The organism is Jannaschia pohangensis (genome assembly GCF_900113875.1).
GTDB lineage: Bacteria > Pseudomonadota > Alphaproteobacteria > Rhodobacterales > Rhodobacteraceae > Jannaschia > Jannaschia pohangensis.
In genome coordinates this window covers 430,017-449,406 of sequence record NZ_FORA01000003.1, presented here as the reverse complement: position 1 = coordinate 449,406, position 19,390 = coordinate 430,017, and the positions used below count along the sequence as shown (strand labels likewise).

General features: G+C 66.4%; 21 protein-coding genes and 1 tRNA gene. 10 read left to right on the top strand and 12 right to left on the bottom strand.

Features of this window, described 5'->3' with window-relative positions; all coding sequences use genetic code 11:
• Positions 1–15: 15 nt before the first annotated feature.
• On the top strand, positions 16–615 hold the full coding sequence (locus BM002_RS13325) for a nicotinate-nucleotide adenylyltransferase (RefSeq protein WP_092781904.1): 600 nt from the start codon (positions 16–18) through the stop codon (positions 613–615).
• Here BM002_RS13325 and BM002_RS13320 read toward each other — a convergent pair.
• Positions 612–1,454, bottom strand: a complete 843-nt coding sequence (locus BM002_RS13320; RefSeq protein WP_245749250.1) for a DMT family transporter — start codon at positions 1,452–1,454, stop codon at positions 612–614. The genes BM002_RS13325 and BM002_RS13320 overlap by 4 nt on opposite strands.
• 104 nt (positions 1,455–1,558) lie before the next feature.
• Here BM002_RS13320 and dacB point away from each other — a divergent pair, with 104 nt between their 5' ends.
• The 5 genes from dacB to BM002_RS13295 all read left to right on the top strand — a co-directional run bounded on the left by dacB (position 1,559) and on the right by BM002_RS13295 (position 4,769).
• Entirely contained in the window at positions 1,559–3,007 is a 1,449-nt protein-coding gene (gene dacB, locus BM002_RS13315; RefSeq protein WP_092781901.1) for a D-alanyl-D-alanine carboxypeptidase/D-alanyl-D-alanine endopeptidase, read from the top strand.
• Positions 3,004–3,462, top strand: a complete 459-nt coding sequence (locus BM002_RS13310; protein WP_245749249.1) for a tRNA (cytidine(34)-2'-O)-methyltransferase — start codon at positions 3,004–3,006, stop codon at positions 3,460–3,462. The genes dacB and BM002_RS13310 overlap by 4 nt, the downstream gene beginning before the upstream one ends.
• Before the next feature lie 29 nt (positions 3,463–3,491).
• Positions 3,492–3,785, top strand: a complete 294-nt coding sequence (locus BM002_RS13305) for a DUF5665 domain-containing protein (protein ID WP_092782229.1) — start codon at positions 3,492–3,494, stop codon at positions 3,783–3,785.
• A gap of 183 nt (positions 3,786–3,968) precedes the next feature.
• Positions 3,969–4,439, top strand: a complete 471-nt coding sequence (locus tag BM002_RS13300) for a DUF427 domain-containing protein (RefSeq protein WP_092781895.1) — start codon at positions 3,969–3,971, stop codon at positions 4,437–4,439.
• Positions 4,440–4,493: 54 nt separating this feature from the next.
• Complete coding sequence (locus BM002_RS13295; RefSeq protein ID WP_092781892.1) at positions 4,494–4,769, top strand: GlsB/YeaQ/YmgE family stress response membrane protein; 276 nt, start codon at positions 4,494–4,496, stop codon at positions 4,767–4,769.
• Between the two features lie 151 nt (positions 4,770–4,920).
• Here the strand turns inward: BM002_RS13295 and BM002_RS13290 are convergent, their stop codons facing one another.
• Together BM002_RS13290 and uvrB are read right to left on the bottom strand one after the other, a co-directional pair.
• A complete protein-coding gene (locus BM002_RS13290) occupies positions 4,921–5,418 on the bottom strand; it encodes a hypothetical protein (RefSeq protein ID WP_092781889.1) in 498 nt (165 codons plus the stop codon).
• A gap of 4 nt (positions 5,419–5,422) precedes the next feature.
• Positions 5,423–7,609, bottom strand: coding sequence for an excinuclease ABC subunit UvrB (uvrB, locus tag BM002_RS13285; RefSeq protein WP_092781886.1), 2,187 nt, complete (start codon positions 7,607–7,609; stop codon positions 5,423–5,425).
• Positions 7,610–8,225: 616 nt separating this feature from the next.
• Here uvrB and BM002_RS13280 point away from each other — a divergent pair.
• Positions 8,226–8,537, top strand: coding sequence for an ETC complex I subunit (locus BM002_RS13280; RefSeq protein WP_092781883.1), 312 nt, complete (start codon positions 8,226–8,228; stop codon positions 8,535–8,537).
• A 21-nt stretch (positions 8,538–8,558) separates the two neighbouring features.
• On the opposite strand, the gene BM002_RS13275 is transcribed toward BM002_RS13280, so the two are convergent.
• Positions 8,559–8,864 carry a hypothetical protein gene (locus BM002_RS13275; RefSeq protein ID WP_092781880.1) on the bottom strand — a complete coding sequence of 102 codons (306 nt, stop codon included), beginning with the start codon at positions 8,862–8,864 and terminating at the stop codon, positions 8,559–8,561.
• A 133-nt stretch (positions 8,865–8,997) separates the two neighbouring features.
• On the opposite strand from BM002_RS13275, the gene BM002_RS13270 reads away from it, so the two are divergent.
• Positions 8,998–9,074: transfer RNA gene (locus BM002_RS13270), tRNA-Arg, on the top strand.
• Between the two features lie 15 nt (positions 9,075–9,089).
• On the opposite strand, the gene BM002_RS13265 is transcribed toward BM002_RS13270, so the two are convergent.
• From BM002_RS13265 to BM002_RS13240, 6 genes are all read right to left on the bottom strand, one after another.
• Complete coding sequence (locus tag BM002_RS13265; protein WP_092782226.1) at positions 9,090–9,977, bottom strand: CopD family protein; 888 nt, start codon at positions 9,975–9,977, stop codon at positions 9,090–9,092.
• Positions 9,978–9,982: 5 nt separating this feature from the next.
• Positions 9,983–10,327, bottom strand: a complete 345-nt coding sequence (locus BM002_RS13260; RefSeq protein ID WP_092781877.1) for a copper resistance CopC family protein — start codon at positions 10,325–10,327, stop codon at positions 9,983–9,985.
• A gap of 32 nt (positions 10,328–10,359) precedes the next feature.
• Positions 10,360–12,180: a translational GTPase TypA gene (gene typA / locus BM002_RS13255; protein WP_092781874.1), complete on the bottom strand. Its 1,821-nt coding sequence runs from the start codon at positions 12,178–12,180 to the stop codon at positions 10,360–10,362.
• A 147-nt stretch (positions 12,181–12,327) separates the two neighbouring features.
• The gene (locus BM002_RS13250) at positions 12,328–12,993 is read right to left on the bottom strand and encodes an alpha/beta hydrolase (RefSeq protein ID WP_092781871.1); all 666 of its coding nucleotides are present in this window, start codon (positions 12,991–12,993) and stop codon (positions 12,328–12,330) included.
• A 113-nt stretch (positions 12,994–13,106) separates the two neighbouring features.
• Complete coding sequence (locus BM002_RS13245) at positions 13,107–13,805, bottom strand: anti-sigma factor (RefSeq protein ID WP_092781866.1); 699 nt, start codon at positions 13,803–13,805, stop codon at positions 13,107–13,109.
• Entirely contained in the window at positions 13,802–14,350 is a 549-nt protein-coding gene (locus BM002_RS13240) for a sigma-70 family RNA polymerase sigma factor (protein ID WP_092781863.1), read from the bottom strand. Before BM002_RS13240 ends, BM002_RS13245 begins: the two co-directional genes overlap by 4 nt.
• 194 nt (positions 14,351–14,544) lie before the next feature.
• Here BM002_RS13240 and BM002_RS13235 point away from each other — a divergent pair, with 194 nt between their 5' ends.
• Both BM002_RS13235 and BM002_RS13230 read left to right on the top strand, forming a co-directional pair.
• Positions 14,545–14,958: a DUF7282 domain-containing protein gene (locus BM002_RS13235; RefSeq protein ID WP_092781860.1), complete on the top strand. Its 414-nt coding sequence runs from the start codon at positions 14,545–14,547 to the stop codon at positions 14,956–14,958.
• Positions 14,959–15,269: 311 nt separating this feature from the next.
• Positions 15,270–16,559 (top strand): cytochrome-c peroxidase, encoded by a 1,290-nt coding sequence (locus tag BM002_RS13230; protein WP_092781857.1) that lies wholly within the window; start codon positions 15,270–15,272, stop codon positions 16,557–16,559.
• A gap of 2 nt (positions 16,560–16,561) precedes the next feature.
• On the opposite strand, the gene BM002_RS13225 is transcribed toward BM002_RS13230, so the two are convergent.
• Positions 16,562–18,013 (bottom strand): CRTAC1 family protein, encoded by a 1,452-nt coding sequence (locus BM002_RS13225; RefSeq protein WP_092781854.1) that lies wholly within the window; start codon positions 18,011–18,013, stop codon positions 16,562–16,564.
• Positions 18,010–19,254: an ROK family transcriptional regulator gene (locus BM002_RS13220; protein ID WP_245749248.1), complete on the bottom strand. Its 1,245-nt coding sequence runs from the start codon at positions 19,252–19,254 to the stop codon at positions 18,010–18,012. Before BM002_RS13220 ends, BM002_RS13225 begins: the two co-directional genes overlap by 4 nt.
• Between the last annotated feature and the right edge of the window lie 136 nt (positions 19,255–19,390).

Here is a 19,390-nt window from a genome sequence, read left to right as displayed (position 1 = left end):
AGTGTTGATGGCGCGATGCAGGGCGGGTTTCCTTTCGCGCGGGCCGGTCAGGTCGTGGGTCTTCTGGGCGGGTCGTTCGACCCCGCTCACCACGGTCACGTCCACATCACCCGTGAGGCGCTCAAGCGACTTGGGCTCGATCACGTCTGGTGGCTGGTGTCGCCGGGCAACCCCCTCAAGGCGCGGGGGCCGGCCACGATGGAGCGTCGTCTGGCCCGCGCCTGTCAGATCATGCGGCACCCCCGGGTGAAGGTCACCGATCTGGAGGCGCGGCTCGGAACAAGGTTTACCGCCCAGACCATCGCCGCGCTTCAGGCTCGCTATCCCGGCGTGCGCTTCGTCTGGCTGATGGGGGCCGACAATCTGGCGACGTTCCACCATTGGGAGAACTGGCGGGACATCCTGGCCCGGGTTCCGGTTGCGGTTCTGGCCCGCCCCGGGGACCGGATCGCGGCGCGCACTTCGCCTGCGGCGACGATCTTTCGCGCTGACCGGATCACCACGCAGGCGGCCCATGGGATCGGCAGGCGCGCGCCGCCGGTCTGGACATTCCTCAACATGCCGATGGACGATGCCTCCTCGACCGAAATCCGGGCGACCGGGGCCTGGTCCTAGCGCCGCAGGGCCAACGTGGCAAAGCCCGCACCGACGACCAATGCCAGACCCATCAGGGCCAGCGGGTCGGGAAAGGTGCCGAAGACCGACCAACCCAGCAACGTGGCCGAGACCAGTTGGAAATAGACGAACGGGGCCAGCACGGTCGCCCCCGTGCGCTTGTAGGCCAGGATCAGCAGAAGGTTCCCCGACGCCGAGGCCACCCCGGACATCAACGTCAGGCCGACCACCGGCAGCGTCATCACCGGCACCTCGATCAGTCCGATGGGGGCCAGCAAGATGGTTCCCAGAACGGTCTGCGTCAGCATCAGCTGGCGCGGCGGTGCGACATCCGACAGCCAGCGCGACGCCGTCAGGAACGCGCCATAGAAGCAACCGGCAAGCACGGCGAAGCCCAGTCCGGGCGTCATCCCGAACCCCGGTCGCACCACCAGAAGAACACCGCCAAGCCCGAGCGCCAGCAGGACCGTCCGTCCAACGCTCACCCGTTCGCCCAGGAAGTAGATCGACAGGCCATAGCTCACGACAGGCCCGATGAAGAACGCGCCAAAGACGGTCGCGATGTCTTCGGTCGCAAGCGCGGTCAGGATGCAGGCGATCCCGGCGGCGATCAGGCCCGCCCGAAACCAGATGCGCCAGTCGCGGTAGAGCGGCCAGAGAACGCGCCCGCCCAGGATCAGCGCGATCATCGCGGCCCCGACGGCAAACCGGCTGAAGGCGACGAAGAAGGGTGCTACCCCATGTTCGGTCGTCAGCAGTTTGCCTGCCGTATCCCCAAGCGGGATCAGCGACATCGCCACGAACATCAGCGCCACGGATCCAAGCATATCACGGGTCATTCCGGTCGCTAACACCCGGTTGTGACCTTGCCCAGATGCAAGCGGGGCTTCACTTCCCGAAGACGACATTGCATCAAGACACCGGGTGCGGAGGTTTTTTCACCATGCAGAGACGTTTCTTCCTGACCGGGGCATTGACCACCGCGGCCTTGCCCGCCTGTGCCAACGCTCCCGAGACGTCGGCCCGGCCGACCTTGAAGCCCGCCGACGCCCTGGCGCGGTCGGCCCCTGCGGCAGACCGCCTTGTGGGCGAGGCGCAGCTTGGCGGGCATGTGGGCTTCGTTGTGGCAGATGCGCGGACCGGCGAGGTTCTGGAAACCTACAACCCGATCCGACCGATGCCGCCAGCCTCGGTCGCCAAGGCCGTGACCGGGCTCTACGGTCTGGAGACGCTTGGCGTCGGCTATCGCTTCGACACCCGCCTTGTCGCCACCGGCCCGATCCAGAACGGTCGGCTGGAGGGGGATCTGGTGCTGGTCGGCGGCGGCGATCCCGCGCTCGACAGCGACGGCCTTCATGACCTTGCCGGTCAGGCCAAGGCGGCTGGCCTGCGCGAGGTTGCAGGGCGGCTGCTTGTCGATGGGGGCGCCTTGCCTGCAATCGACCGGATCGATGCGACCCAGCCGGACCACGTCGGCTACAACCCCGCTGTCGGGGGCCTGAACCTCAATTTCAATCGCGTCCATTTTTCGTGGCAACGCAGCGGCAACAGCTATCAGACGGCCATGGATGCGCGGACCGACCGGTTCCGCCCCGAGGTCGCGTCGGCACGGATGCGCGTCGCCGACCGTTCCCTGCCGGTCTACAGCTATGCGCGCGAGGGTGATGTCGATGCCTGGACCGTCGCGCGGGGGCAGTTGGGCAACGCAGGGTCGCGCTGGCTGCCGGTGCGCAACCCGGCGCTCTATGCGGGCGACGTGTTGCGGACGATGCTGCGGTCCAACGGGATCACCGCACCTGCCGCGCAGGCCGGAACGGGGCAGGGGACGACGATCGCCGTGGGGCGGAGCGCGACGCTGGATTCGGTCGTCAAATCGATGCTCAAGTTTTCCACCAACCTGGTGGCAGAGGTCATCGGGTTGACCGCGACGGCGAAACTGTCGGGGCGACCGGGGTCGTTGAATGCATCGGCCGACACGATGTCCGCCTGGGTCGGGCAGCGCACCGGGGCGCGGCGGCCGGATTTCGACGATCATTCCGGGTTGAACGGGACCACGCGGATCTCGGCCAACGACATGGTTCAGCTGCTGACCGCGCCGGGGGCCATGGGGCGTTTGCGCCCGCTTCTCAAGGAGTTGACCCTGGAAGGGCCGCCGAGGCAGCCGGTGCAGGCGAAGACCGGGACGCTGAATTTCGTGTCGGGGCTGGCCGGGTATTTCGACGCGCGGTCGGGGCGGAGCCTGGCCTTCGCGACCTTCGCGGCGGACACGGATCGGCGCGACCGCCTTTCGGTGGCCGAGCGGGAGCAGCCGCAGGGTGGGGCGGCCTGGGGCCGTCGGGCGCGGTCGTTGCAGTTCGACCTGATCGAGCGTTGGGCGGCCGTTCACACGTGAAACCGGCCATCGTCCTGGTCGAGCCCGAGATCGCGGGAAACACGGGATCGGTGGGGCGAACCTGTGTGGCTTTGGACCTCGATCTGTGCCTAATTAGGCCCTATGGCTTTGAAATTACAGACAGAAATGTCCGCAGGGCGGGTCTGGACTATTGGAAGTTCGTCCGGCTGCATGAATATGACAGCTGGGCGGATTTCCTGCGGTTGCGCGCGCCGCGTCCCGAGGCGCTGTTCCTGTTCGAGGAATTCGGGGCGCGGAGCGTTTATGATGTCGAGTTTCCGCCGGACTTTCATCTGTGTTTCGGGCGGGAGACTCGGGGGTTTGACCCGGAGCTGTTAAGGGGTCGTGAAGATCGGCTGGTGAAACTGCCGATGCGGTCGCCGCATATCCGGTCGCTGAACCTGGCCAATGCCGCGACGGCAGCAGCCTATCAGGCGTTGCGGGGTGTCTTGTGATGACGGACGAGGCTGATAGGGTCGGCGCCATGCCTGATGAACGCCTGCACGATGAAATCGCCGCTCTCCGCCGAGAGGTCGCCTCGCTCAACAGCCACCGCTGGCTGAAAGTTCACAATTCTTTTCCGAGACTTATCGCGTTCCAGCTGGCCCGGGGCCTGGCCTTTGGCCTGGGCACGGTGCTGGGCGCGTCGGCGTTGCTGTCGGTGCTTGTCTGGTCGCTGAGCCAGATCAATTTCATCCCGATCATCGGGGATTACGCCGCCGACATCATCAGCATCATCCAGCCTCAACTTGAAGACGACACCCCACCCGCGGAATAAATTTTCCGGCGTTAGGATTGGTTAACGGGGCCGTCCCAAAGGGGGCACCTGCTGTACACCCCCCGTACACCCCCCATGCAGACCGAGGGAGCCACGGCGCACCACGTTCACGAAGGTTAACGAAACCGGGCAGCGTGCGTCGACCCGCTTGACAGGTCGACCGCTCGGGGTAGGTCAACGATCATGACATTGCCCCCCGAAAACGTGCAGACCTATCCGCGCCCGCCGCTGGTGGAGCCGGTCGCGGCGCTGGTCGAGGTCTGGCTGGGCGGAGAGAAGATCGTGTCGACCACCGATGCGATCCGGGTCTGCGAGACGCACCACGCGCCGACCTATTACATCCCGCGCAAGGCGATCCGGGCGGTCATCACCCGCGCCCACGGGTCGAGTTTCTGCGAGTGGAAGGGCGGCGCGCGCTACTGGACGTTCGAGGCGGGCGGCAAGGTGGCCCGCAAATGCGCCTGGGGCTATCCGACGCCGACGCAATGGTTCAAGGATATCGCGGGACGGCTGGCGATCTATGCGGGCGAGATGGACGAATGCCGCGTCGCGGGAATGAAGGTCGAACCGCAGCCGGGCGAATTCTACGGCGGCTGGGTCACGCCCAACCTGCGGGGCCGCATCAAGGGCGGGCCGGGAAGTTACGGGTGGTAGACGCCCGCGATGCAATTATCGGCCCGTCTTCGGGCTCCTGCGAGAGGTGAGGATATGGAAGGTTTTCTGGAAGGGCTGGGCACGTTCGTCCTGCTGCTGCTGGCGGTCGCCGGGCTGTTGGTCGGCGCGCTGGCGGGCAAGCTGACGGGTCGAAGCGTGGCGCTCTATGCGGCGATCGGCGCCGTGGCCGCCATCGCGACGCCGTTCATTCTGGCCGCGCTCGGGGTGACGGTGCTGGCGGCGGGCGGCGCGCTCCTCGTGGTGGTCGTGGGCGCCGTGGGCGCGGCGATTGTCGTGGGGATCGTGCGGGCGCTGTCGAAGAAGGCATAGGATCGGCAGGCGATCCGTCGGGCCGGGGGAAGGCCCGGCGACGGGTTGGCGTCTTCAGGATCGGGCGGGGACGGCAGGCCGACGGTCCGGCGTGCCCGTGCGGTTGTCTTGTCGGGGACGGGGGGTGGCGGGGTGAACCCCGCCCTACAGCCTAGTGGAGAACTTGTCCGTCTTCAGGTGTTTCGCTCAGGCTGTTCTTCTTTATTTCCCCTTGATCGAGGGCGCGAAACACGAGGTCCGATATATCGCGCAAGACTTCATTTGTCATTTCCGGCACCACGTCCGGCATGGAGGCGGCCTGAAAATGTGCCTGATGCAGGGCGTCCAGCCAGTTCAGGCAGACACGTGACACATAGGCGCCATCGTCCGCCGGATTGTCTCGCATGGCTTTAGCCATGAGACGGGATTGTTCGTCGATACACTGGATCAGTTCGGCGCGTTGACGGTACGTGAGTTCTGCCGGGTTCAGGATCACGTCGATGGGCCGTTTGGATTTTTCACGCAAACCCAGAAGCACGACGGGCAACACCATGCCAATCGTCGCGAATTCATCCGGTTCGGCACGCTCCCGTTCCAGCATCATATCGACACCCCGACGCAAGACCTTCACAGCCTTCTTGTGGCTTCGACGGAACACCCATTTCAGCATGATTTTACCGCTTCTTCCGCCGTGACACATTCCCACCCCGCTGACCCGGCCTTCCCGCCGTAGACCGGCCCTCGGCCTTGCGGGCGTCCTCTACCGCCTGTTCCACGGCGGATTGGCGGGCGAGGGGGTCTTCGGAGACCATGAGGTCGACGGTTTCGAGCCGCTTGACCTCGTCGCGCAGGCGGGCGGCTTCCTCGAATTCCAGGTTCTCGGCGGCCTTGCGCATCTGAGTGCGCAGGGCGTCGAGGTGGGCCATGAGATTGGCGCCGACCATGGGTTTGTCGATCTTGGCAGTGACGCGGTTCATGTCGACGTCGCCCTTGTAGAGGCCCGCCAGGATATCCTCGACGTTCTTCTTGACGGTGGCGGGGGTGATCCCGTGTTCCTCGTTATAGGCCATCTGCTTGGCGCGGCGGCGGTCGGTTTCGCGCATGGCCCGCTCCATCGAGCCGGTGATGCGGTCGGCGTACATGATGACGCGGCCATCGGCGTTGCGGGCGGCGCGGCCGATGGTCTGGACGAGGGAGGTTTCGGAGCGCAGGAACCCCTCCTTGTCGGCGTCCAGAATGGCGACGAGGCCGCATTCGGGGATGTCGAGGCCCTCGCGCAGGAGGTTGATGCCGATCAGGACGTCGAAGGCGCCGAGGCGCAGGTCGCGCAGGATCTCGATCCGTTCGATGGTGTCGATGTCGGAGTGCATGTAGCGGACCTTGATGCCCTGTTCGTGCAGGTATTCGGTCAGGTCCTCGGCCATGCGTTTGGTCAGCGTGGTGCAGAGCGTGCGCATGCCCCGGGCGTTCACCTTGCGGATTTCGTCGAGCAGGTCGTCAACCTGGGTCCCGACGGGGCGGATCTCTACCTCCGGGTCCAGAAGGCCGGTGGGGCGGATGACCTGTTCGGTGAAGACGCCGCCGGTCTGCTCCATCTCCCAGGCGGCGGGGGTGGCCGAGACGAAGACGGATTGGGGGCGCATGGCGTCCCATTCCTCGAACTTGAGGGGGCGGTTGTCCATGCAGGACGGCAGGCGGAAGCCGTGTTCGGCCAGCGTCATCTTGCGGCGGAAGTCGCCCTTGTACATGCCGCCGATCTGGGGGACCGAGACGTGGCTTTCGTCGGCGAAGACGATGGCGTTGTCGGGGATGTATTCGAAGAGCGTGGGGGGTGGTTCGCCCGGAGCGCGGCCCGTGAGGTAGCGGGAATAGTTCTCGATCCCGTTGCAGACGCCCGTCGCCTCCAGCATCTCGAGGTCGAAGTTGGTGCGCTGTTCAAGGCGCTGCGCTTCCAGCAGCTTGCCCTCGCCCACCAGCTGGTCGAGGCGGACCTGGAGTTCGTGTTTGATGCCCTTCATCGCCTGCTGCATCGTGGGGCGGGGCGTGACGTAGTGGCTGTTGGCGTAGATGCGGATCTTGTCGAAGGTGTCGGTCTTCTTGCCGGTCAGCGGGTCGAATTCGGTGATCGACTCCAGCTCTTCGCCAAAGAACGACAGGCGCCAGGCGCGGTCGTCGAGGTGGGCGGGCCAGATTTCGAGGGAGTCGCCGCGCACCCGGAAGGAGCCGCGGGCGAACCCGGCGTCGTTGCGTTTGTATTGCTGGGCGATCAGGTCGGCCATCACCTTGCGCTGGTCGTAGTCGGAGCCCGCGATCAGGTCCTGGGTCATGGCGCCGTAGGTTTCGACCGACCCGATGCCATAGATGCACGAGACCGAGGCCACGATGATCACATCGTCGCGTTCCAGAAGGGCGCGGGTGGCTGAGTGGCGCATCCGGTCGATCTGTTCGTTGATCTGGCTTTCCTTCTCGATGAAGGTGTCGGACCGGGGGACATAGGCCTCGGGCTGGTAGTAGTCGTAGTAGCTGACGAAGTATTCGACGGCATTGTCGGGAAAGAAGCCCTTGAACTCGCCATAGAGCTGCGCGGCAAGGGTCTTGTTGGGGGCAAGGATGATGGCGGGACGTTGCGTCTCCTCGATGATGCGCGCCATGGTGAAGGTCTTGCCGGTGCCCGTCGCGCCCAGAAGGACCTGATCCTGTTCGCCGTCGATCAGGCCCTGGGTCAGCTCGACGATGGCGGTCGGTTGGTCACCCGCAGCTGAGAAGTCGGTCTTCATGACGAACTTGCGCCCGCCCTCCAGCTTGGGACGCGCGGAGGGGGGCAGCACGGCGGGCATCTGGTCGGGGCGGTTATTGTGCATTTCTCGGCCTTGTCCTCTGCGGCGGGTCTGTCACAGACTTGTGTGATCTTCGCCCCGGATCAAGGGCATGGGCGCGCACAGGCGAAGACTGCTGACACGACCGGACAGTGGTTGCGCCGCAGGTCGGTATGGCGCAATTCTCTAAAATGCGACGCAACCTTAGATTGTTTGTGTCCGCGAACGCGTATAATATGAAGCTCCATGCAGCAGCGTGGCTGCTGTCGGGTCTTGATACCCACCCCACCCCTCGCTCCTCGAGGTTCGGTAGCAGCCACAGCCTGAGTGTGGTTCCAGCAAGGCGCGCGCCGAAGTCGGTCCGCGCCATGAAGTCCCCCCAAAAACCGCATCAACCTGTTGTTCTCGTTGGACAACGTCGATGTCATTTGTGTCTGACGCGGGCGGCCCCCCGGTCAGCAGGTCGTCCTGCCGTTCGCGGCGACCCGAACCGTTGCGCAGGGCAAAGCTGTCGAGGCCGGCCGTCCGCACCCCCCGGACCGCTGGAAACATGGGTCAGCCCCTAGCTAATGCAACTTTGACGACAACGCCGAAATCCGGTGGCGTTCGGGTCGGCTGTGCCGTAGTCTCGGGGTTCGATTTTGCCCTTCGGAGATCCCCAATGCGCGCCCGCATCTTCAAGCCCGCCAAGACCGCGATGTCCTCGGGGACGGCGAAAACCCGCGACTGGGTTCTGGAATTCATGCCCGAGACCCCGCGCGAGATCGACCCCCTGACCGGCTGGACCGGGTCGCGGGACACGCAGGCGCAGGTGAAGTTGCAGTTCGAAAGCCAGGCCGAAGCCGAGGATTATGCTCGCGACAAGGGCATCGATTATGTCGTGCTGCGGCCGCAGGCCCGCAAGGCCAACCTGCGCCCCGGTGGATATGGCGATAATTTCGCCACCAATCGGCGCGGCGTCTGGACGCACTGACCGACACGGCCCGCACGCCCGTCAGTCAAGGACCAGCAACGCGAGAAACTCCGCAAGTCCCGCGAGACAGGCGCAGGCCCCCGCCATGACGACGGCGCGGGGGATGTCCCGGCGCGCGATTGCCCAGAGCATCACGATCGCCGGGGGCAGCGCCACGGCGAGGATGCCGCGATGACCGATGGTCTGAAAAAAGCGGTCGACGGACGTGCCGAACATCGACCAGTGGTTGCCGCCGTGGCGGCTTTCCGTCGCAAGAACCGCCACGATCGCGGTCCCCACCAGAAGCGTATAGGCCAGCGTGACGATATAGGTCGGGCGAAGAAGCATGGCAGTGGGGCCAGTCAGATGGGTGGCGGGTTGCCCTCTGTGGGCTATCAGCTGCGGATCTTGCGACCAAGACCGCGACGGGCCCATGTCCAATCTTTACCCCCGCCGCCGATCTGGTTAGGCATCGCGGGCGGGGCTCATAGCTCAACTGGATAGAGCAGCCGACTTCTAATCGGCAGGTTGAGGGTTCGAGTCCTTCTGGGCCCGCCATCGCAGACCGCCGTCTCAGAAATTCATAGGCGGTGTCGTCACCGTGGTAAGGACGGCCGTCGCGATCAGGATGACGGCGACCAGCATCAGTTCCGCCTTGATCGTGCGACGCAGGGCCGTTGACGCGTTCGGGTCACGGGCGGCCACGGCCGGAACCAGCCACAGCTTGTTGCGCGCGGCCAACAGCAGAAGGCCCGAGACTGCCGCCACCTTGGCCAGCAGCGTCACGCCGTAGGCGCTGCCGATGAGGGCTGTGACGGAGCCGGTCATCTTCCACGCGAAGGCCACCCCGGCCGCGATCAGGATCGGGACCGTCAAGCTGGCCAAAGTGCCGAAGCGGTGCAGAAGCGCGGCGCCATCCGGGGCGATGACGGCCCGGTGGAGCGGGATCAGGGCGCCCACCCAGAACGCCGCGGCGAGCAGGTGGACCGCCAGAAGAGACGCCAGCACGAGGCGCGGATCGCCGAGGGAATGGCCGACCAACGTCTGCGACACGGCGATCAGGAGCGCACCACAGAGCGAAAGCAGGGTGCCAACCGCCCGGTCGAGCACGACGCCCAGAACGAGGACCGCCCCGACCGCCTTCCAGATGGCGAGCGTGCCGCGCGGGCCGTCCCAGATGATCCCGAGCATGAAGGGATCCATCGCGCCGTCGAGGCCCATGCCGGAAATGCGCGCGGCCTGAATGCCGAACCGCACCGCGAGGATTGGCAGGATCGCGAGGGCCGAGACCACGGCGATGCGGCGCGCCAAGGTCCTGACGCCGGGGTCGGCTGCGCGGAAGACCGCAAGGAACAGGACCCCGCCCATGGCCCCGAGGGCCGCCACATAGGACAGGGATTTTGCCAAGATGGACAGGATGGCCCAGCCGTCGATGGTCGCCAGACCCGCGAAACCGTCCATCGGGGTCATTTGGCCAGGGTGAAGCCGAATGTTCCCTGCATCGCGTGGCCATCCGCCGATAGGCCGCGCCATTCCACCGTATAGTCGCCGTTGGGCAGATCGGCGGGCGGCACCCCGTCGAAGTCGGTCGCGGGATCGAAACCCGCCTCGCGGGTCAGCGCGACCTCCCCGTCCGGGCCTGTCATGGTGATGGAGGTGACGCGCAGCGCATCCTTGAAGCGCAGCGCGATGGTGTCCACAACCGCGACGGTCGCGGCATCGGCAGGCTCGGAGGAGTCGAGCGCGGAATGAGCCTGAGCGCCGGTGGCGAGCGTCAGAACGGCCAGTGCCGCAACCAGAAATCGTCTCATCGCTCGTCCCCCCTGTCGTCCGTGCGGGCCCGTCAGCCCGCGGCGCGGGACTGACGCTTGCGCTCGTGCGGGTCGAGGAAACGCTTGCGCAGGCGGATCGCGCTTGGCGTGACTTCGACCAGCTCGTCGTTGTCGATGTAGGCGATGGCCTGTTCCAGCGTCAAAGTGATCGGCGTGGTCAGGCGCACGGCCTCGTCCGTGCCGGAGGCGCGCACGTTGGTCAGCTGCTTGCCCTTGAGCGGGTTGATCTCCAGATCGTTCTCGCGCGTGTGCTCCCCCAGGATCATGCCCTGATAGACCTGCTCCTGCGCGCCGATGAAGAACCGGCCCCGATCTTCCAGCTTCCACAGGGCATAGGCGACGGACACGCCGGATTCCATGGAGATGAGAACGCCCGCGCGACGGCCCGGGATCGGACCCCGATAGGGCGACCATTCGTGGAACACGCGGTTCATGACGCCGGTGCCGCGCGTGTCGGTCAGGAATTCGCCGTGATAGCCGATGAGACCGCGTGACGGCACATGGGCGATGATGCGGGTCTTGCCGACGCCGGCGGGCTTCATTTCGGCCAGGTCGCCCTTGCGGGTGCTGGTCAGCTTTTCGATCACGACGCCCGAGTATTCGTCATCGACGTCGACGGTGACTTCCTCGATCGGTTCGTGCCGGACGCCGTCGATGTCGCGGAACACCACCTGCGGGCGGGAGATCGACAGCTCGAACCCCTCGCGGCGCATGTTCTCGATCAGGACGCCCATCTGGAGTTCGCCGCGACCGGCGACCTCGAAGGCCTCGCCGCCCGGGGTGTCGGTGACCTTGATGGCGACGTTGGTCTCGGCTTCCTTGAGCAGGCGCTCGCGGATGACGCGGCTTTGCACCTTCTTGCCGTCGCGCCCGGCCAGGGGCGAGTCGTTGATGCCGAAGGTCACGGTGATGGTGGGCGGATCGATGGGCTGCGCCGGGATCGCTTCGGTCACCGAGGTGTCGCAGATCGTGTCGGCCACGGTGGCCTTGGTCATGCCCGCGATGGTGACGATGTCGCCCGCTTCGGCGGCGTCGATGGGCGTCTGGCTGAGCCCCCGGAAGGCCAGGATCTTGGTGGCGCGGAATTGCTCGATCTTCTCGCCGGTGCGCGACAGGGCGTGCACGGTCTGGCCCGCCCGGAGCGTGCCCGCCTCGACCCGGCCCGTCAGGATGCGACCGATGAACGGATCGGCGCCCAGGGTGGTGGCCAGCATGCGGAACGGCTTGTCACGATCGGCGACCTGTCGCGGAGCGGGCACATGGGACAGCACCAGATCGAAGAGCGCCGACAGATCCTTGCGCGGCCCGTCAAGCTCCATATCGGCCCAACCGGAACGGCCCGAGGCATACATCGACGGGAAATCCAGCTGGTCGTCGTCGGCGCCGAGGTTCGCGAACAAATCGAAGCATTCGTCCAGCGCGCGGTCAGGCTCCGCGTCGGGCTTGTCGACCTTGTTGAGCACCACGATGGGCCGCAGGCCGAGCGCCAGCGCCTTGGAGGTCACGAACTTGGTCTGGGGCATCGGGCCCTCGGCGGCATCCACCAGAAGGACGACACCGTCGACCATCGACAGGATGCGCTCCACCTCGCCGCCGAAATCGGCGTGGCCGGGGGTGTCGACGATGTTGATCCGCGTGCCCTTCCACTCGACCGAAGTCGCCTTGGCGAGGATGGTGATCCCCCGCTCGCGCTCCAGATCGTTGCTGTCCATGGCGCGTTCTGTCGTCGCCTGGTTCTCGCGGTAGGTTCCGGATTGCTTGAGAAGCTCGTCCACCAAAGTGGTCTTGCCGTGGTCAACGTGCGCGATGATCGCGATATTGCGAAGGTCCATTACATCAGTCCTGACGGGGAGGTTGCGGGCGCGTTACCGCCAATTGGGCCAAATGACCAGAGCCGATGCCCCTTCTGTGACGCTACGGGGCGGTTTCGGGCTCTGTCGGGTGATTGCGTGCCCCGGCACGGATGGGCGGACACCGGACTATGATCCGATGAAGTCCGACACGTCCTTTGACAGGGCCTCCAGGAAGGCATCCCGGTCGGGGTGGGCATCGGTGATACCCGGCGGCAGTTCGTTCATATATATGAAGTGCCCTGCATCCTCGTCGATCTGGATGCTGACCGGCACGTGTCCCTGAAGGGCCGAATGCAGGAACAAGACCTGATCCGGTGGCGTGATGGTGTCCTTCGCGCCAACCCGGATCCTGACCCGTGCGTCGACGCCAGACAGCGCGCCCGGTCTTCGAAAGAACCCGGTCGGCGGGGCGAGCAATGCGAGGCGATCGAACCGGACAGGTCGTTTCGACGCGAACCGATCACCGGCCCGCGTGTCTCCTCTGCCACCGACGAGGGCGAGCAAGACGACCGCGCCGATCGAGTGACCGACCCCCGTCAACGGGATGCCGTCCGGAGCATGTTCGGTCAACGCGGCTTCGAGGATCGGGATGCGCGCCTCAAGTTCCTCCTTTTCCGGAACGGCGGTCTTCAGCATGTCGAATTGGGGGGCGATGACCGTTGATCCGGCATCGACCAAGGCGGTCAGCAACGGAAGATGGCGCATCGGATTGCCCCCGCGCCCCGCCGCAAACAGAACGATGTTCCGCGGCCCGGCGGCCTTCATCACAATGACGCACGGATCGTTCGACATGGGCAGGCCCTTGGTTCCATTTCGACGGCTCGATGAATGCTGCGCATCCGTGGCTCTGGCGATCTCTCATCCGGGCATGGCGTGGTGACGTCATCGCCAGGGCACCTGGCCGCCTAGAGGGGGTCCGTGACGCCCGGAATATCGACCGTGCCGAAAACACGGCCCGACGGGGAACCGGTCACGGAGCCGCCGGGGGGTTCTTCGCTGATGCCGAGGGTCAGGACGCCTTCAACGGCTGCGATGGTCTGCGGCATCGGCAGGCGGATCGTGTCGCCTTCGGGCCACAGGCCGACCGAAATGGCGGGTGCGCCTTCGCCGTGGCCCCAGACCTGAAGGATGCGGCCCTCGGGTGCCGCGCCGGCCGTGCGAGTCAGGAAGACCTCGTTTGTTGATTTGTCGATCACGGCGACGACGCGGAAATCCCCGGCCTCCGCCACGATCTCGGCCGTATAGAGCGGGCCGCCCGTCGACGTCGGCGCGTTGACGCCCAAGGCGAAGGCAATCGCGAGGGCCAAGAGGCCGAGGACGCCGACGCCCTGCCACAACCAGAGCCGCTCCCAGGTCGGTTTGCGGGCCGGTTCGGCAAAGAGTTCGGCCATCAGGGCGGTCTTGACCGCAGGGCCGGACGTTTGCGGAACAAGCTCTTCTGTCAGCGTCGCCAGACGGATTTCCCAATCCGTGACCGCCCGCGCAAAGGCCGGGTCCGCCCCTACCCGGCGCTTCGCCTCGGCCAGGTCGTCCCCGGTCAACAGCCCGAGGGCGTATTCCCCCGCCAGCATGTCCTGCTCGTCCGATGTTTGGTCCGTGGTCATCGCGACATGCACTCCCGAAGGGCCGACAGGCCACGGCGCAGCCAGGTCCGCATGGTATTGAGCGGCACGTCGAACTGATCCGACAGGTCCTTGTAGCTTTGGCCCCGAAGATAGGCCCCGGAAATGGCGGCGCGGCGGTCCGGCTCCAGTTCGGCCATGCAACCGATGATGCGCCTCGAGTCCGAGGCGGCAATAGCGGATTGCTCGGGCGTCAGCCCCGGTGCCGCGATCCTCTCGCTGAAATCGTCCACGTCGTGGTCGATCCGGCGGGCGCGCAGCCGGTCGATGGCCGTGTTGCGGGCAATGGTGATCAGCCATGTCATCGGCGAATGCCCCGTCACCTGATAGCGGCGGGCGTTCTTCCAGACTTTGACATAGGCATCCTGCATTGCATCCTCGGCGGCGGCGCGTTCGGTCAAGACACGCAGGCAAACGGCCAGAAGTTTCCCCGACGTGGCATCGAATAGCGCCGAGAACGCGGCCTGATCCCCCAGGGCCACCCGGGCGATCAGCGTTTCGATCCTGTTCTCCTGGTCTGCGGTCATCAGAGTATAGAGGCGGAAAGCCCCGGCCCATGAGGTTTGTCTGGTGCGTTGCGTAGCGTGAAAGCAAGGCATTGCCCATTGGCTTCCTTGTCCGCGAATTTTTTTCGCATCGGCTGAAACTTCCCGGGCGGCGTCTCCGTGTCTTCCCCGATCCAGAGGACATGAGGTTCTCTGACTCGAACAAGGAGAGACCTATGAAAACGCTCGTTTCCACCATCGCCCTGACGCTTGTCGCCACCGGTGCCTTTGCCGCAGGTCATGCCGTGACCCCCGCCGTCGAGGCCGCCAATCAGTCGGTCGAGAATGGCGTCGTCAGCGCCGACATGGTCATGGCCGCCGAAAACGGCTGGATGGTCGTGCACCGGACCGACGCAGAGATGAAGCCCGGCCCCGTCGTCGGCTATGCGCCGCTGCGGATGGGTGAGAATATCGACGTCGCCGCGATCCTGACCGAAGCCGTCGCCCCCGGCGAAATGCTCATGCTGATGGTTCATTCCGAAGCCGGCGGCACGATGACCGGCGGGTTCGAATACACGCTCGGCGCCGTCGAGGATGGTCCGATCCGGATCGACGGCAATCTGGTGATGGCCGTCATCACCACCGAGTAACGGCGACGTCGGGTCGGGCGTGCCCCAAGTGCCCGATCCCGGACCACGACCGAAATGTCGCCCGCAGCATCTTGCCTGCTGCGGGCGATTTCATCGCCGCCGTCCGCGCGCATGGCCTGATCCGCAGCGACGGCCCCCCACCACGCATCCCGGCCATGTCCCGCGGCAAGGCGTTCAGCCGTCCCGGCAGGTCCCCCGTCCGACCGTCCCGACCCTGACCGCCGCGCCAGCCGACCAATCCCTCGCCCAGATCGTCGCATCCATCGTCAAGCCGCTTGTCGGCGAGTCTACGGAGTGCTTCTACTGCCGCCATGATCCGATACATTACGCCCCTTCTGTTCGCCCTTCCCGCCGCCGCCATGGACTTTCCGGCTCCCGTCGGCGACGACGCCTTCCGGCCGGTCGATCCGGCGCAGGTCGAACTGGGGCGGCTGCTGTTCTGGGACCCGATCCTGTCGGGCAATCGCAACATCTCCTGCGGGACCTGCCATCATCCGAAGTTCGGCACCGGCGACGGGCTGAGCCTGGGGCTGGGCGAGGGCGGCGTGGGGCTTGGCCCCGACCGGGTCGTGGATGCCGCCAATCCGCCGGAGCAGCGGATCCCGCGCAATGCGCCGGGCCTCTGGAACCTGGGCGCGCGGGAGTTCACGGTAATGTTCCACGATGGCCGCATCGAGGATACACCCGAAGGCCTGCGCACGCCCATGGGCCCCGAGATGGTCGAGGGGTTCGACACCCTGCTGTCGGCCCAGACGATGTTTCCGGTCCTGTCGGGTGACGAGATGGCAGGCCATTATTCCGAGAACGAGGTGGCGCAGGCCGTGCGTCAGGGGTTGATTACCGGCGAGGGCGGGGCGTGGAACCTTTTGTCGGCGCGGGTCGCGGCGATCCCGGAGTACAAAGCCCTCTGGTCCAAGGCGTTCCCGGGCGACGACCGGCTGGATTTCACCGACATCTCGGATGCCATCGGCGCCTTCGTGGAGTTCGAATGGCGCTCCGACACCGCGCCCTTCGACGCCTGGCTTGCCGGAGAGGGCGAATTGCCCCCCCGCGCGCTTGCGGGGATCGAGCTGTTCTATGGCAGCGCGGGCTGCGCCGACTGCCATTCCGGCCCCTTCCTGACAGACCACCGGTTCCATGCCATGGGCCAGCCGCAGCTTGGTCCGGGCAAGGCCGCGCGGTTCGAGCACAACGCCCGCGACGATGGTCGCTTCCGCGTCACCGGGGTCGAGGCGGATCAATACGCGTTCCGCACCCCGTCGCTGCGCAATGTGACCGAGACGGGGCCCTGGGGTCACGCCGGGGCCTATTCCGACCTTCGGGCGTTCGTCCGCGACCATGCGAGGCCGCGCGCCGCGTTGTCGGAGTATCTGCGCGACGTCACGCTGCCCGCGTTCGAGGCGGAAGACTGGGCCGTGATGGACGACCCCGAGCAGGTGACCGCCATCGCCGCCGCCGTGCAGGGGGTGGAGCGGGCGCTGACCGAAGACGAGGTCACCTCGCTGATGGCGTTCCTCGACACGCTGCGCGACGCAGAGGCGTTGAAGGGGCGGTTGGGCATTCCCGAAACCGTGCCCTCGGGCCTGCCCGTCGACCGCTAGGATCAGCGCCGGATGTGAAGGCGGCCCGGCGCGACGGCTTGCCAGTCGGCGATGGTGCCATCGGGCCAGATCACCCGAACCTCGGCCGATGGGGCCGTCCCGATCCCGAAGTGCAACGGTCCGACCGATCCGCCCGCATGGCCGCCCCCAACGCTCAGCTCCTGCACCTGTTCGCCCGTGGCGCTGCGCAGTTCGACCCAGGCGCCCACGGCATCGCGATTGCCGCCCGCCTGTTCCAGCGTGACCGACAGGAAGCTGCCCGCAGCGGAGGTGTTCCGCCAGACTTCCAGCGGCGCGCGGCGGTTCACCACCGCCAGGTCCAGCCGCCCGTCGCCGTCCAGATCGGCCAGTGCGGCGCCCCGGCTGCGGTGCAGGCTGGCCACGCCGGCGGCGACCGAGACTTCGCGGAACCGCCCGCCTTCGTTCAGAAGCAGATTGTTGGGGTCTTCCATCGCCATGGTCGGCATCTGGTCCACGTTGCCCTTGGCGATGAACAGGTCCGCATCGCCGTCGTTGTCCACATCGCCCCAGGCCGCGTGCCAGCCGGTCGAGGGCCGCCCGTCACTCCCCAGGTGGGGCCGCTGCGCGAAGCTGCCGATGTCGAAGGGGGCCATGGCGTGGCCCGTGGCCGTGGACAGCATGGTCAGCTGATCGCCCATCGATGTCAGCACCAGGTCGGGCCGCCCGTCGCCCGTGATGTCGCGCGACGCGATCCCCATGCCCCAGATGGAGGGGCCGTCGAAGCCGTCTTCGGCCCCGAGAAACCGCCCGGCGTCCAGCGACCACATCTGCTCGGCCCCGCCGCGCACGTAGTAGTGCCGGTCGTTCGACAGGCGCAGGGTCGCGGTGCCGTCCCGATCCTCGTCCGAAAACAGGATCGACAGGGCGCAGAACCCCGGGTCCAGGATCGTCGCGGCATAGCCCTCGCCCTCGGGGCGCAGCAGCAGGTTGGTGTCGCAAGCCTCGAACGGGCCATCAGGGTCGCTCCGGTCGACGTAATGGCCAAAGGCCAGCGTCGGGCGGTCGTCGCCCTCCCATGTGGCGGAAAAGGCGGTGGTCCATGCGTCCTGTTCGGGCAGGCCGAAGTCATGGACGGCAAAGCCGCAGGCCCCGTCGCCGCGCAGCGTCACGTCCGGGCCGACCCGCAGCACGACAAGGTCCTGCGCCCCGTCCGCATCGAGGTCGAGGGCATAGACCCCGGTCGCGTCCGTGATCTGGGGGAAGGGCGCGGCGGTGAAGGCCATGTCGCCGCCATTGGCCAGCAGGATCATGGGCTCGGTGCCCCCGGCGGCCACCAGTTCGGGAAGCCCGTCGCCGTTGCAGTCGGTCGCGGCGATGCCGCCGCCCACGAAATGCTCCCACCCGCCCGAATAGACGTGTTCGGGCACCTCGACCGGCTGGAACGTCGGGTCGGCACAGGCCGGCCCCGCCAGCAGAAGAACAAGCCACCTCATGCCATCAATCGCGGAGTGAGGTCTGACAGGGCGAGGGCCGCAGCACCCCGAGCCCAGACGAAATCGTCCCAGGCGTTCACCTCGATCGGGGGCGGCGTGTTCAGGGTCAGGCCCGCCACCTCCTCCAGCAGTTCGCGCGCATAGAGGAAGTCATAGCGCATCCGGCTGCCCGACAGGATGATCCGGCGCGGGTCAAAGAGGTTGGCGACATTGGCGATGCCGAGGGTCAGGTATCTCCCGGCCCGGTCGAAAATGGCGCGCGCCGCCTCGTTCCCGTCCTTGGCCTGGGCATAGAGCGTGGCCAGCACCTCGCCCCGCGGCGGCAGGGCCCCGTCGAGCGCGATCGGCGCTTCGCGGACCAGTGCGAAATCGGCGACATAGGCCTCGAGACATCCGCGCTGGCCACAGCGGCAGAGCGCGCCGTCCAGTTGCACCTTGGTGTGGCCCAATTCCATCCCGAGGCCATGGGCCCCGCGGTAGGGCGCGTGGTCGACGACCAGCCCCAGGCCGACCCCGTATTCGATGGTGACAACCGCGAAATCCGACAGCGACCGGCCCTTGCCGAACCACAGCTCGGCCATGGTCAGCAGGTTGGCGTCATTGTCGACCGACACCGGCAGGCCCAGTTGCGCCGACACCAGCCCCTGCAAGTCGACGTCGCGTTCGGCCACGATGGGCGACCAGCGCATCCGGCCCGACGCATGGTCGATCATCCCCGGCATCCCGAGGCCCACGCCCAGAACCGGCGGCGCGCCCGGCCCGGCGGCGGTCATCAGGCGGTCATAAAGCATGGCCACATCGCGCAGCAGATCGGCCACCGACCGGCTTTCCGCGGCGCGCAGCAGCGTGGCCTGCGCCACCGGATGGCCCGCAAGATCGACCAGAAGGGCCGAGAATTCGTGGTCGCTGACCTTGAGGCCCGCCACCAGACCCCGGTCCGGATTGACGCCCAGGGTCACGGGCGGGCGGCCCCGGCCCGTGTGCTGCGTCTCGTCCTCCAGTTCGCGCAGCAGATGGGTGGCGATCAGGTCGGACACCAGCGGCGTGACCGACCCGGGCGAGACCTCCAGCTCCTTGGCGAGGGCGGCGCGGCTGATTCGCCCGGCGGAGCGGACCTGTTCATAGATGCGCTGGCGCAGGGACGCGCTGCTGGCCTGTCGGGCGCCTCTGAGGGGTCCGCACCCCGGGGTGTCGGCGCCGACCAGCTGAGTCGCGGCGAGTCCCATCTCATCGAGTGACATTAATTCGCTTTCGCAACTAAAAATTCGTGCATCGCCCGAAAATTCCGCGTCCAACCGCACCTCCCGCACGGCTGATACGCGAATATTGAACGATTCTTACGACGCAACGTCAAATTAATTTTGACAATCGAATAAA

Bases quoted from the DNA above. Each gene is read 5' to 3' on its own strand.
- BM002_RS13240 (WP_092781863.1), bottom strand. From the start codon at position 14,350: ATGACCGCAGACCAGGAGAACAGGATCGAAACGCTGATCGCCCGGGTG.
- uvrB (WP_092781886.1), bottom strand. From the start codon at position 7,609: ATGCACAATAACCGCCCCGACCAGATGCCCGCCGTGCTGCCCCCCTCC.
- BM002_RS13325 (WP_092781904.1), top strand. From the start codon at position 16: ATGCAGGGCGGGTTTCCTTTCGCGCGGGCCGGTCAGGTCGTGGGTCTT.
- BM002_RS13300 (WP_092781895.1), top strand. From the start codon at position 3,969: ATGACATTGCCCCCCGAAAACGTGCAGACCTATCCGCGCCCGCCGCTG.
- BM002_RS13290 (WP_092781889.1), bottom strand. From the start codon at position 5,418: ATGCTGAAATGGGTGTTCCGTCGAAGCCACAAGAAGGCTGTGAAGGTC.
- BM002_RS13230 (WP_092781857.1), top strand. From the start codon at position 15,270: ATGATCCGATACATTACGCCCCTTCTGTTCGCCCTTCCCGCCGCCGCC.
- typA (WP_092781874.1), bottom strand. From the start codon at position 12,180: ATGGACCTTCGCAATATCGCGATCATCGCGCACGTTGACCACGGCAAG.
- BM002_RS13245 (WP_092781866.1), bottom strand. From the start codon at position 13,805: ATGACCACGGACCAAACATCGGACGAGCAGGACATGCTGGCGGGGGAA.
- BM002_RS13220 (WP_245749248.1), bottom strand. From the start codon at position 19,254: ATGTCACTCGATGAGATGGGACTCGCCGCGACTCAGCTGGTCGGCGCC.
- BM002_RS13260 (WP_092781877.1), bottom strand. From the start codon at position 10,327: ATGAGACGATTTCTGGTTGCGGCACTGGCCGTTCTGACGCTCGCCACC.
- BM002_RS13280 (WP_092781883.1), top strand. From the start codon at position 8,226: ATGCGCGCCCGCATCTTCAAGCCCGCCAAGACCGCGATGTCCTCGGGG.
- BM002_RS13235 (WP_092781860.1), top strand. From the start codon at position 14,545: ATGAAAACGCTCGTTTCCACCATCGCCCTGACGCTTGTCGCCACCGGT.
- BM002_RS13275 (WP_092781880.1), bottom strand. From the start codon at position 8,864: ATGCTTCTTCGCCCGACCTATATCGTCACGCTGGCCTATACGCTTCTG.
- BM002_RS13265 (WP_092782226.1), bottom strand. From the start codon at position 9,977: ATGGACGGTTTCGCGGGTCTGGCGACCATCGACGGCTGGGCCATCCTG.
- BM002_RS13295 (WP_092781892.1), top strand. From the start codon at position 4,494: ATGGAAGGTTTTCTGGAAGGGCTGGGCACGTTCGTCCTGCTGCTGCTG.
- BM002_RS13225 (WP_092781854.1), bottom strand. From the start codon at position 18,013: ATGAGGTGGCTTGTTCTTCTGCTGGCGGGGCCGGCCTGTGCCGACCCG.
- BM002_RS13305 (WP_092782229.1), top strand. From the start codon at position 3,492: ATGCCTGATGAACGCCTGCACGATGAAATCGCCGCTCTCCGCCGAGAG.
- BM002_RS13320 (WP_245749250.1), bottom strand. From the start codon at position 1,454: ATGACCCGTGATATGCTTGGATCCGTGGCGCTGATGTTCGTGGCGATG.
- dacB (WP_092781901.1), top strand. From the start codon at position 1,559: ATGCAGAGACGTTTCTTCCTGACCGGGGCATTGACCACCGCGGCCTTG.
- BM002_RS13250 (WP_092781871.1), bottom strand. From the start codon at position 12,993: ATGTCGAACGATCCGTGCGTCATTGTGATGAAGGCCGCCGGGCCGCGG.